The organism is Neobacillus sedimentimangrovi (assembly GCF_010614825.1).
Taxonomy (GTDB): Bacteria; Bacillota; Bacilli; order Bacillales; family Cytobacillaceae; genus Neobacillus; species Neobacillus thermocopriae.
In genome coordinates this window covers 1-12152 of record NZ_JAAFZF010000025.1, presented here as the reverse complement: position 1 = coordinate 12152, position 12152 = coordinate 1, and the positions used below count along the sequence as shown (strand labels likewise).

At 40.9% G+C, this 12152-nt stretch carries 11 protein-coding genes and 1 riboswitch; all 11 genes read left to right on the top strand.

What is annotated here, in order from left to right; all coding sequences use genetic code 11:
- Positions 1-106 precede the first annotated feature (106 nt).
- Positions 107-221, top strand: a riboswitch (SAM riboswitch).
- 141 nt (positions 222-362) lie between these two features.
- Complete coding sequence (locus GZA11_RS09740) at positions 363-1475, top strand: methionine biosynthesis PLP-dependent protein (protein ID WP_038536941.1); 1113 nt, start codon at positions 363-365, stop codon at positions 1473-1475.
- The gene (metC, locus tag GZA11_RS09735) at positions 1475-2662 is read left to right on the top strand and encodes a cystathionine beta-lyase (RefSeq protein WP_163183615.1); all 1188 of its coding nucleotides are present in this window, start codon (positions 1475-1477) and stop codon (positions 2660-2662) included. Before GZA11_RS09740 ends, metC begins: the two co-directional genes overlap by 1 nt.
- Before the next feature lie 2 nt (positions 2663-2664).
- Complete coding sequence (locus GZA11_RS09730; protein WP_163183614.1) at positions 2665-4527, top strand: bifunctional homocysteine S-methyltransferase/methylenetetrahydrofolate reductase; 1863 nt, start codon at positions 2665-2667, stop codon at positions 4525-4527.
- Positions 4505-7954: a methionine synthase gene (gene metH, locus GZA11_RS09725; protein WP_163183613.1), complete on the top strand. Its 3450-nt coding sequence runs from the start codon at positions 4505-4507 to the stop codon at positions 7952-7954. The genes GZA11_RS09730 and metH overlap by 23 nt, the downstream gene beginning before the upstream one ends.
- Before the next feature lie 254 nt (positions 7955-8208).
- Positions 8209-8622, top strand: coding sequence for a MarR family winged helix-turn-helix transcriptional regulator (locus GZA11_RS09720; RefSeq protein ID WP_038536949.1), 414 nt, complete (start codon positions 8209-8211; stop codon positions 8620-8622).
- 13 nt (positions 8623-8635) lie between these two features.
- A complete protein-coding gene (locus tag GZA11_RS09715; protein WP_163183612.1) occupies positions 8636-9832 on the top strand; it encodes an MFS transporter in 1197 nt (398 codons plus the stop codon).
- Between the two features lie 123 nt (positions 9833-9955).
- Complete coding sequence (locus GZA11_RS09710; RefSeq protein ID WP_038536954.1) at positions 9956-10519, top strand: NAD(P)/FAD-dependent oxidoreductase; 564 nt, start codon at positions 9956-9958, stop codon at positions 10517-10519.
- Between the two features lie 11 nt (positions 10520-10530).
- On the top strand, positions 10531-10914 hold the full coding sequence (locus GZA11_RS09705) for a VOC family protein (RefSeq protein ID WP_163183611.1): 384 nt from the start codon (positions 10531-10533) through the stop codon (positions 10912-10914).
- Between the two features lie 92 nt (positions 10915-11006).
- On the top strand, positions 11007-11423 hold the full coding sequence (locus GZA11_RS09700; protein ID WP_163183610.1) for a helix-turn-helix domain-containing protein: 417 nt from the start codon (positions 11007-11009) through the stop codon (positions 11421-11423).
- Positions 11390-11683 carry a helix-turn-helix domain-containing protein gene (locus tag GZA11_RS09695; RefSeq protein WP_144242964.1) on the top strand — a complete coding sequence of 98 codons (294 nt, stop codon included), beginning with the start codon at positions 11390-11392 and terminating at the stop codon, positions 11681-11683. The genes GZA11_RS09700 and GZA11_RS09695 overlap by 34 nt, the downstream gene beginning before the upstream one ends.
- Positions 11684-11754: 71 nt before the next feature.
- Positions 11755-12152: IS3 family transposase (locus GZA11_RS09690; RefSeq protein WP_163183609.1), on the top strand; the 398-nt coding region annotated here is incomplete at its 3' end.

The following is a 12152-nucleotide window of genomic DNA, read 5'->3' as shown; positions in this document are numbered from 1 at the left end:
TGCTTTTTTTCATTTGTAGAAATTTGTTCCAAACTTTTCAGATAAAAATGAATTGACTAAGCAGGAAAAGTATAGTAAATTTTATAAAAAGTTTAAATATTGATAGTTCTTATCAAGAGAGGTTGAGGGAAAGGCCCGATGACACCTCAGCAACCTTCAATGGATGATCCATTGAAAAGGTGCTAATTCCTGCAAATTAATGTTAATTTGCGAGATAAGAAGAATGACCTTATGGTTTCGTACGAACAAAAGTCTTCTTCTTATAGAAGGCTTTTTTCTTTTTTATCAACAAGCTTTATCCCCATACCGCGTTAAAGCTGAAAAATATCCAATCTATTTTTTCAAGACAAGGAGTGTGTGTAATGTACAAAATTGATACAAAACTGGCACAAATCGGAAACAGAAGTGAAACAGCAACAGGAACGGTGAATCCTCCTGTATATTTTTCAACCGCCTATCGACATGAAGGTATCGGACAATCAACAGGATTTGACTATATTCGGACAGGGAATCCAACACGCCAGCTCCTTGAAAAGACCATTGCTGATTTGGAAGGCGGCGATCAAGGGTTTGCGTGTAGCTCTGGCATGGCAGCGATTTTTACCATCCTTTCTCTATTCCAATCCAGGGATGAATGGTTGGTCAGTGAAGATTTATACGGAGGTACTTACCGGCTTTTAGAAAAAGGCTATAAAAAATGGGGATTACGATGTCAATATGTCAATACAGGTTGTCCGGAGGAAATTGAAAGAAAGATTACCCCTCAAACCAAGGCCATCTTTCTCGAGACTCCTACCAACCCCCTCATGCAGGAAGCCGATATTGCTGCTATTGCCGACATCGCGAAGAAACATGGTATTTTGCTGATTGTCGACAATACGTTCTATACCCCACTTTTACAGCAGCCTATTAAGCTTGGCGCCGATATCGTCATTCATAGTGCGACAAAATATTTGGGCGGTCATAACGATGTCCTTGCCGGCCTTATCATCGCAAAAGGAAAAGAATTATGTGAACAATTAGCCCTTTATCATAATGGGGCCGGAGGTGTATTAAGCCCGTTTGATTCATGGTTATTAATGCGTGGAATGAAAACTTTAGCACTACGAATGGAACGACATGAAAAAAATGCAAAGGCAATCGTGGAATATTTGTCTCAACATGATGCCGTTACAGATGTTCTTTACCCTGGCCGTGGTGGTATGGTTTCCTTCCGAATAAAAGACGAAACTTGGGTTAATCCATTTTTGAAAAATTTAAAGCTGATTTCGTTTGCCGAAAGTCTTGGCGGTACGGAAAGTTTTATCACGTATCCAGCCACACAGACCCATGCAGATATTCCTGAAGAAATTCGAATTGAAAAAGGTGTTTGTAATCGCCTGCTTCGTTTTTCTGTAGGAATTGAGAATGTAGAGGATTTAATTCACGACCTAAAGCAAGCCTTTGCCAAAATTAACAAAGGAGTGATTGTTTAATGGAATTGGAAGAGTATTGTTTTGAAACAAAGCTTCTTCATAACCGACATAAAGTGGACTCTGTGACAGGAGCTGTCAGTGTACCGATTCAGCACGCCTCCACCTTTCATCAATTTGATATCGACCAATTTGGTAAATATGATTATGCCCGAAGTTTAAATCCAACCCGCGAAGCGCTAGAAGAGGTTATTGCGGAATTGGAGTGCGGGGTGAAAGGCTTTGCATTTTCTTCCGGTATGGCAGCCATTTCAACGGCTTTCCTATTACTGTCTGCCGGTGATCATGTCGTCATTACCGAAGATGTGTATGGCGGAACTTATCGAATGGTTACAGAAGTGCTTTCTAGATTAGGGATTGAGCATTCTTTTGTTGACATGACAGATTTAGATCATGTTAAACAAGCGATTAAGCCTAATACGAAAGCATTTTATGTTGAAACCCCGTCCAATCCTTTGTTAAAGGTGACAGATATAAAAGCTATCAGCCAAATGGCAAAGGAAATTGGTGCACTGACATTTGTCGATAATACCTTCCAAACCCCCGCCTTGCAAAAACCTTTGGAACTTGGGGCTGATGTGGTACTTCACAGTGCAACAAAGTTTTTATCCGGACACAGTGATGTAGTGGCAGGACTTGCTGTTGTCAAAGATAAAGGTTTAGCCAATCGGCTTGGATTTTTACAAAATTCCTTCGGCGCAGTTCTTGGTGTACAGGATGCATGGCTCGTTTTAAGAGGTTTAAAAACTCTTCATGTTCGACTTGAACACTCTCAGAAATCAGCGTTGCAAATTGCGAGTTTCCTAGAGAAACATCCGCTTGTTAAAAACGTGTTTTATCCCGGACTTCCTAATCATCCGCAGAGAGAATTGCTGGATGTACAAACTCAAGGAGCCGGTGCGGTCCTTTCTTTCGAACTTGTCGATGAAGAAGCTGTCCGCACCTTTGTCGAAAGTGTGAAGCTACCTGTATTTGCAGTTAGTCTAGGAGCAGTGGAGTCAATTTTATCCTACCCTGCAAAGATGTCACATGCGGCCATGCCGCAGGCGGAAAGGGAAAAACGTGGAATTAAAAACAGTCTTCTGCGCTTGTCTGTCGGGCTTGAAAATCCAGCTGATTTAATTAGAGATTTTTCCCAGGCACTCGAACAGGTGCAACAGAAAAAATTAGTGCTGCAGCAAGGAGAATGACCATGAGCTTTTTAGAAAAATTAAAAAATCAAATCTTAATCGCTGATGGAGCCATGGGAACACTGCTCTATTCATACGGAACAGACTGCTGCTTTGAGGAGTTAAACCTCTCCCATCCCGAGCAAATTCAACATATCCACCAAGCCTACATAAATGCTGGTGCTGATGTGATCCAAACCAATACGTATGCAGCAAACTATTTAAAGCTTAGCCGTTACGGGCTAGAGGATTCTGTAAAGGATATTAACAGTGCAGCGGTTCATCATGCAAAAAAAGCGGCTAAAAACCGTGCGTTTGTACTTGGGACGATAGGTGGCAACCGTGGGATTAAGCCTAATTCGATTTCATTAGAAGAAATTAAACGGAGCTTTCGGGAGCAGTTATATTGTTTATTGTTAGAAGAGGTGGACGGTCTCCTGCTAGAAACCTTTTATGACCTTGAAGAGCTCGAAACGGTTCTTGCTATAGCGAGAAAAGAAACAAAATTGCCGATTATTGCCCAGGTATCCATTCAAGAGCCTGGATTTCTGCAGGACCGGACGCCTGTCAATGAGGCCTTAAAAAGGCTGGAAAGCATTGGGGCAGATGTGGTGGGACTCAATTGCCGCGTTGGTCCGCACCATATGCTTTTGACGCTGGAACAAATTGAACTTCCCAAGCAGGCCTATTTGTCTGCATACCCTAATGCCAGCCTGCCAGCCTATACAGACGGGAAATTTCATTATGATAGTGATGCAGATTACTTCCGACGTGCAGCAAATGAATTCCGCAAACAAGGAGTTCGGCTAATTGGAGGCTGCTGTGGTACGACACCAGAACATATCCGGATGTTCGCTACAGAACTAAAGAACAAAACTCCAATAAAGGAAAAAATAGTAAAATTTACACCGAAGGTTACAGTGGTTGAAGATCCTGCAATCAAAAGAGAGCACACTCCACTTCAAGAGATTGTGAAACAACGGCCGTCGGTAATTGTCGAATTAGATCCACCAAGAAAGCTCGACACAAGGAAATTTTTCGATGGAGCGAAGGCATTAAAAGAAGCTGGAATTGATGCAATTACACTCGCGGACAATTCGCTCGCCCAAGTCCGGATATCTAATGAATCGCTCGGATATCTTGTCAAACAAGAATTGGGCATCCGGCCGCTCATTCATATTTCCTGCCGCGACCGGAATATTATCGGTCTACAATCTCATTTAATGGGGCTTCATACTTTAGGGATGCATGATGTACTAGCGATTACCGGCGACCCAGCCCGTGTCGGAGATTTTCCTGGCGCATCATCCGTCTATGATGTTTCATCCTTTGAACTCATTCAAATGATCAAACAATTAAATGCAGGATTATCTTTTTCCGGAAAAGACTTGGGACAGAAGACTGCGTTCAGCATTGCCGGGGCATTTAATCCAAATGTCCGTTCGATGGAAAAAGCCGTTAAACGGCTGGAGAAAAAAATTGACTGCGGTGCTGATTATTTTATTTCCCAGCCTGTTTTTTCCGAAGAAAAGTTATTGGAAGTCTATGAACATACGAAACATTTAAAAGCGCCAATCTATATTGGACTGATGCCACTGACTAGCAGTAGAAACGCAGAATTCCTTCATAATGAAGTACCAGGTATTAAAATTGCCGATTCGATTCGCGAACGGATGGCAAAACTGAATGACCAGCCAAATCTGGCCGCTCATGAAGGGGTGGAGATTACCAAGTCTTTGATCGATGCGGCACTAGATTTATTTAACGGAATCTATCTTATTACACCATTTTTACGTTATGAGCTGACGCTTGAGCTGGCCCTTTATGCCCGTCAGCGTGTACGAGAACTAAGGGGGAACAGCCATGTCAAAACCACCATTTATTAATCAATTGAAGAAACGCATTCTTATTATGGACGGTGCCATGGGGACAATGCTACAACGGGCAGGTTTAACCCCTAAGGATTTTGGCGGTGAAGAATATGAAGGATGCAACGAACATTTGAATTTAACCGCACCTTCTGTGATTGCCAATATCCACCGCGAATACTTAGAAGCTGGGGCTGATATCATCGAAACAAACACTTTCGGTGCAACCAGTCTCGTGCTGGATGAGTACGGCCTTGGCTATAAGGCGTATGAAATTAATAAAATTGCTGCAATGCTGGCTGTAAAAGAAGCAGCAAAAGCTTCAACCGATGAATGGCCAAGATATGTTGCCGGTTCGATGGGGCCTACAACCAAAACATTAAGTGTGACCGGCGGAACCACCTTCGATGCTCTAACAGCTGCCTATGAAGAGCAGGCAATCGGGTTAATTGATGGTGGTGTAGATCTACTCCTTTTGGAAACAAGCCAAGATATGCTGAATGTAAAAGCCGGATTTTCCGGAATCCAGCGTGCATTTGCAAAAACAGGAAAAACGCTGCCATTGTTTATTTCTGGTACCATTGAGCCAATGGGTACAACCTTAGCCGGTCAGACCATTGATTCATTTTATATTTCAATTGAACACATGAATCCTGTGGCAGTAGGGCTCAACTGCGCAACCGGCCCGGAATTCATGCAGGATCATATTCGTACATTATCAGAGCTTGCTACCACTGCGGTTAGCTGCTATCCAAATGCCGGGCTTCCTGATGAGGAAGGACATTATCATGAAACACCGGAAACTCTGGCGAAAAAACTGGCTGATTTCGCTGCCCATGGATGGCTTAATATTGTTGGCGGCTGTTGCGGTACAACACCTGATCATATCCGCGCCATTGCCGAAACAATGAAATCTTATAAACCTCGGGAAGTCAAACATCACTCCCTTCACATGGTTTCTGGAATTGAGCCTCTTATTTACGATGATCCAACTTTAAGGCCGATCATGGTCGGTGAAAGGACAAATGTCATCGGCTCCCGGAAGTTCAAACGGTTAATTGCGGAAGGGAAATTTGAAGAAGCTGCGGAAATTGCCAGAGCTCAGGTCAAAGGTGGTGCCCATGTAATTGATATTTGCCTTGCCGATCCAGACCGCGATGAGCTTGCCGATATGGAAAACTTCATTAAAGAAGTAGTGAAGAAAGTAAAGGTACCACTGGTTATTGATTCTACAGATGAAAAAGTCATTGAAAAATCTTTGAAATATTCTCAGGGGAAAGCGATTATTAATTCGATCAATCTTGAGGACGGAGAAGAACGATTAGAAGCGATTGTGCCGCTCATCCACCGCTACGGAGCTGCTGTCGTTGTCGGTACGATTGATGAAAAAGGAATGGGTGTCACTGCAGAACGGAAACTCGAGATTGCCAAACGCTCCTATGAACTGCTGGTAAACAAATACAAGCTGAAGCCGCAGGACTTGATTTTTGACCCATTAGTTTTCCCAGTTGGAACCGGCGATGAACAGTATATCGGCTCCGCCCAAGCAACCGTGGAAGGCATTCGGCTCATCAAGGAACATTTGCCTGGCGTTCAAACGATTCTTGGAATTAGTAACGTATCCTTTGGATTGCCACCAGTTGGACGGGAAATTTTGAATTCGGTGTTCCTATACCACTGTACTCAGGCAGGTCTTGATTATGCGATTGTGAACACAGAGAAGCTTGAACGCTTTGCTTCCATATCAAAAGAAGAAGTGAAGCTAGCTGAGGATCTTCTTTTCAAAACAACGGATGAAACACTGGCGGTATTTACTGATTATTACCGTGATAAAAAGAAAGAGGCCAAAGTAACGGTTCCAGATATGAGCTTGGAGGAACGGCTCGCCTATTATATTGTGGAAGGGACGAAAGAAGGACTCATTCCTGATTTGGAACTAGCCCTTCAAAAGTACCCTACCCCCCTTGATATTATTAATGGTCCGTTAATGGATGGGATGAAGGAAGTGGGGCGTCTATTTAACGATAATCAATTAATCGTAGCCGAAGTGCTGCAAAGTGCAGAAGTCATGAAAGCCTCTGTCTCCTTTTTAGAACCATATATGGAAAAAGGAGATGTTTCCGCCTCCAAGGGGAAAGTGATCTTAGCAACCGTGAAAGGCGATGTTCACGATATCGGCAAAAATCTTGTCGATATTATCCTTAGCAATAATGGATATGAAGTAATTGACCTGGGGATTAAGGTGACTCCCGCCGAGTTAATTAAAGCGATTCGGGAGGAAAAACCAGATATTATCGGGCTTTCTGGCCTTTTGGTCAAATCCGCTCAGCAAATGGTTTTGACTGCCCAGGATATGAAGGAAGCGGGAATAGATCTTCCGATATTAGTAGGAGGAGCCGCCCTTTCACGAAAATTTACCGATACAAAAATTGCGAAAGAATATAATGGTCTTGTTCTTTATGCAAAGGATGCGATGTCCGGTTTGGCACTTGCCAATCAGCTGCAATCAACGGAGGAACATGAAAAGCTACTCGCTGAAAAACAGAAAAAATTGGCGACACTGGATGTTCCATTAGAATTACCAAAACGTTCTTCGATAGCAGTCGCCACGAAGCCAAGATCATCTGTCTCCACAGAGGTACCGGTGTTTGTCCCAATGGATACGAAGCGGCATGTAATAAAATCCTATTCCTTATCACATATTGAACCATATATTAATATGCAAATGCTGCTTGGCCACCATCTGGGGGTAAAAGGGAAAATCTCCAAACTTCTTGCCGAGAAAGATGAAAAAGCTTTAAAAGTAAAAGAAATGGTTGATCAGCTACTAGCGGATGCCAGTGCCAATCAGTGGATCGACCCAGCAGCCGTCTATCAATTTTTCCCGGCACAGTCTGATGGCAATATGATTCATATATATGATCCAGAAAATCCTTCTGTAGTCATTGAAACATTTGATTTTCCGCGGCAGGAATCTGCTCCATATCTCTGTTTGGCAGATTTCCTAAAACCAGTGGACAGTGGGATAATGGATTATGTCGGCTTCTTTACAGTTACAGCTGGCAAAGGAATTCGCGAGGTAGCAGACCAATTAAAACTTGATGGCCGATTCCTTGAAAGCCATGCACTTCAATCATTAGCACTAGAAACAGCGGAAGGCCTTGCTGAATTCATTCATCGGCTAATGCGCGATCGTTGGGGCTTTCCAGATCCGGCAACATTTACGATGCAAGATCGTTTCGCTGCCCGTTATCAAGGACAGCGTTTCTCGTTCGGTTACCCGGCCTGTCCAGATCTGGAGGATCAGAAGAAGCTATTTAAACTCATCCAACCAGAAGATATTGGTGTACGTTTGACGGATGGCTACATGATGGAGCCAGAAGCTTCCGTATCTGCGATGGTATTTGCCCATCCGGAAGCCAGATATTTTAATGTGTTAAAATAATCTTTTAATAAAAAAGATTCGTGGAATAATCCACTTATTTCCACGGATCTTTTTTAGATTGATCATTCATATTAATTGAATGTCTAGACCCTTATCCTTCACTGTTCTTTTCACTAATGCCCTATTAAAATATTAATTATCTACTAGAACCCTCATTTTACCTTTACTATGTTTCATTCTTTGCACCATTATTGACATGCTTTTCTCCTTCTATTATAGTTACCTAGGTAACTATTATCTATAAGGAGCAGTCTATGAATAGCCACGAATTATTTCACACTCTTCATCAATTATCACGCCATTTTACCAATCATTTAAATGAATCATTAAAACCTTTTGGATTATACAGTGCCCAATGGGCCGTACTTTTTGTCTTAAAAACAAAAGGAACTTTAACCCAAAAAGAACTTTGCGACTATTTGTTTGTCGAGGCACCTCCAATGACCAGAACAATCCAAAGACTTGTAAAACAAGGTTATGTACGACAAGTACCTGGCAAGGATAAACGGGAAAAACGAATTGTTTTAACTGAAGAAGCTTTACTACAATACCCGAAATGGGAACGCGCCGTAAATGAAGCGAATCGGTATTTACTTGAACACCTACCAGAAACCTCACAAAAAGAATTACTAACATTACAGAAAAGCTGGTTACAAAAGCTTTTGTGAAGGAGTGCATCAAATGAATCAACAAAAATTATGGTCTAAAAATTTTATCAGTATTTCAATGAGTAATTTTTTTCTATTTTTAACTTTTTATTTCTTGCTCGTCACTCTTCCAAATCTTGCATTGGAGAAGTATCATAGCAGTGCATCCGAAGCCGGATTGATGACGACTGTATTTTTATTTGCGGCAATTATTTCCCGGCCGTTTGCTGGTCAATGGCTTGAACGAATCGGTTATCAAAAAATGTTATTCGTTGCACTGATCGTTTTCTTCGGAGCTTCCATCCTATACTTTTTCCCATCTTCTCTATATGGTATTCTTGCCGTTCGCTTTTTACAAGGTATTGGTTTTGGTATGGCAACAACATCGGCCGGTACCATTGTTGCAGAAATTGTTCCTAGTTCACGTCGAGGAGAAGGAATGGGCTATTTTATTATGTCATCCAATCTAGCTATGGTTTTAGGCCCATTTGTTGGTATTTCCGCTATGCAGCAATTTGGTCCAACCATTTTGTTTACCTTAAGTGTCATTGGTGCTTTAGCCTCACTCATTGCCGGGTTATTTGTCAAAATGACTAACCCCCAAGAGGTTCATTCGAACGTAAAGCAGCCGTTTACTTTCCGTAATATTTTTGAAATATCAGCTGTTTCCATTTCATTAATTGGAGCATTTTTTGGGTTAGTCTATTCGTCGATCCTTTCCTTTGTTTCTGTCTATGCTAATGAAGTTCATCTTGGTAATGTATCCAATCTTTTCTTTGTTGTGTTTGCCATTGTCCTATTAATCTCAAGACCATTTACCGGAAAGTGGTTTGATAGTTATGGCGCCAACATTATTGTCTTTCCATCAATTTTTTTATTTGCGATTGGCATGTTTGTGTTAGGGAAAACAGACAGTGAGGTGACCTTTCTCTTATCTGCAGGGTTGATCGGATTAGGCTGGGGAACCTTGTTTCCAACTTTTCAAACCATTGCCGTCCAAGATGCTCCTCCTAAAAAAAGAGGCTTAGCCACAGCCACATTCCTATCTATTTATGATTTAGGTATTGGTATTGGCTCGTTTGTAGTTGGATTAGTGATTGCCAAAATAGGTTTTAGTTCGTTTTATCTATTATGTTCAATCTATATTCTAATAGGCATGGCCCTTTATTATTTTGTACGGGTCCGAAAACAACAGACTTCTATTCCACAAGTAAACAATCAAAAGCAATAATAGAAATGACTCCTGTAATTGCCTCTTCATAATGACTGATATTTCAAAATAAGCAGGTTATTTTACTTTTACTGACAGTTCCGCTACAGTTATTTATGAAACGAATGATGAGGAGGTATGGAAATGTTTGACGTTATTATTGTTGGAGCAGGTGCTGCCGGAGCAAGTGCCGCACTATTTACAGCAAAGGCCGGAAAAAAAACATTGGTTATTGATAACGATAAAAGTATGACGAAACGTGCATGGATTGAAAATCATTATGGAGTAGCAGAAATTACTGGACCGGATCTTGTTGAAATTGGGAAAAAGCAAGCTCTTAAATTTGGCGCGGAACTGGTTGAAGAAACAGTAACCAATATCAGTAAAATCGATGGCGGATTTAAAGTTGAAACAGATCAACATTCTTATGAAGCAAAGCATGTTCTTTTAGCAACTGGTGCCCTTACTGACCTGGCCAAAAAAGTTGGTTTAACAACTAAACCAGGTACAGAACCAAGAATCAAAACCGTTTTGGATGTGGACGCGAAAGGAAAAACAAATATCGATGGTATTTGGGCTGCCGGAACCGTTGCTGGGGTAAGTGTGCATACCATTATTACCGCTGGTGACGGTGCAAAGGTTGCCATTAATATTATTAGTGAATTAAACGGTGAACGTTACGTTGACCACGATGTTCTAAAGTCCTAAGAGGGTTAAACATGACTAGAAGGAAAATTGACCATGTAGGCATTATGGTAAAAAACATGGAGAGGGCCATTCAGTTTTATCAAGAGGTTGTCGGCATGGAACTAAAAGGAAGGCTGGCCCATCCAGATATGTCGATCTCACTAGCTTTTCTTGGTTTTGGCGGATCAGACGAAACCGAGCTAGAGCTAATCAAAGGATATAATGATAACCTTCCGGAAGAAGGCAAAGTTCATCATTTTGCTGTAACGGTTGATGATATTGAAGCCGAATTCGAACGGATTAAACAATTAAATGTGCCATTAATTGATGAAGAAATCGTCACCCTTCCAAATGGATACCGCTATTTCTTTTTCCGAGGACCTGAAGGAGAATGGGTAGAGTTTTTCCAAAGATAAAGGATGAAAAAGCACCGGTGCTTTGATATGCTCCCCATAAGGTAGACAGATTAAAAAAATAAAAATCTGTTTACCTAAGGGGAGTATTTTTAATGTCAAGACGGGCACGTTCTTTAAAAGAAAAAATAAAGATTATTAATGATTTTAAAAATGAGACTTATTCCATTTCTGAATTGGAATCTATTTATAATACGGATAACGTAACAATTTATGATTGGGTATATAAATTTGAAAGATACGGAGTGGAAGGATTAAAAGAGTCTTCTTCATGGAGGAAGTATTCAAAGGAACTTAAAATACAGGCAGTTAAGGACTATCTTAGTGGGGATTTCTCCCTTCGGGAGGTTACTAGAAAATATGAAATTCCAAGTACTTCCACTCTACGTCAATGGATAAAGAAGTATAATGGTCATAGAGAATTAAAAGATACGGGAAAAGGGAGATCGAACTCTATGACTAAAGGAAGAAAGACAACTTGGAAAGAATTGAAATTGTACAAGATGCATTAGGAAATGGAAAAAATGATCAACAAACAGCTGAACACCATCAAGTATCATACCATCAAGTTTATCAATGGGTACGTAAATATGAAGCTGGCGGTTGGGATGCGTTAAAAGATCGTCGAGGACGTTCGAAGAACGAAGAAGAATTAACTCCAGAAGAAAAAATGAAGTTAGTGATTCGTCGAATTGAAAAAGAAAATGAACGTTTACGTGCGGAGAATGCATTCTTAAAAAAGTTAGAGGAGATCGAAAGGAGGAGAAAATAAGTCAAGTAAGATTTGAAGATAAATATATCGCAATTAAAGAACTTCATGATAATGAGCAACTCAGCATTGTCATGTTATGCGACATTGCAGGCGTTGCAAGAGCTGCTTATTATAAATGGTTAAACCGTAAGCCTTCCTTGCGAGAACTTGAAAATGAAGAAATTATTAAGGAAATGAAAGCGATCCATAAGAACGTTAAGGGTATCTATGGTTATCGTCGAATGTTAATAAATATAAACCGAAAGTTTGGAAAGAGTGTTAATCATATACGAATATATAGGCTAATGAGAATGGCCGGGATTCAATCTGTTATTAGGAGGAAGAAGACACGATATAGGCGTTCAAAACCTCAGCACGTTGCAGAGAATATATTAAATCGTGAATTTACAGCTGAGAAACCAAATGAAAAATGGATAACAGATGTTACCGAGTTCAAATATGGTCCTTCGAAGAAGGCTTATTTAAGTGT

Coding starts and splice junctions, on each gene's coding strand:
- GZA11_RS09730 (WP_163183614.1), top strand. CDS start 2,665: ATGAGCTTTTTAGAAAAATTAAAAAATCAAATCTTAATCGCTGATGGA.
- GZA11_RS09720 (WP_038536949.1), top strand. CDS start 8,209: ATGAATAGCCACGAATTATTTCACACTCTTCATCAATTATCACGCCAT.
- metH (WP_163183613.1), top strand. CDS start 4,505: ATGTCAAAACCACCATTTATTAATCAATTGAAGAAACGCATTCTTATT.
- metC (WP_163183615.1), top strand. CDS start 1,475: ATGGAATTGGAAGAGTATTGTTTTGAAACAAAGCTTCTTCATAACCGA.
- GZA11_RS09705 (WP_163183611.1), top strand. CDS start 10,531: ATGACTAGAAGGAAAATTGACCATGTAGGCATTATGGTAAAAAACATG.
- GZA11_RS09700 (WP_163183610.1), top strand. CDS start 11,007: ATGTCAAGACGGGCACGTTCTTTAAAAGAAAAAATAAAGATTATTAAT.
- GZA11_RS09710 (WP_038536954.1), top strand. CDS start 9,956: ATGTTTGACGTTATTATTGTTGGAGCAGGTGCTGCCGGAGCAAGTGCC.
- GZA11_RS09740 (WP_038536941.1), top strand. CDS start 363: ATGTACAAAATTGATACAAAACTGGCACAAATCGGAAACAGAAGTGAA.
- GZA11_RS09715 (WP_163183612.1), top strand. CDS start 8,636: ATGAATCAACAAAAATTATGGTCTAAAAATTTTATCAGTATTTCAATG.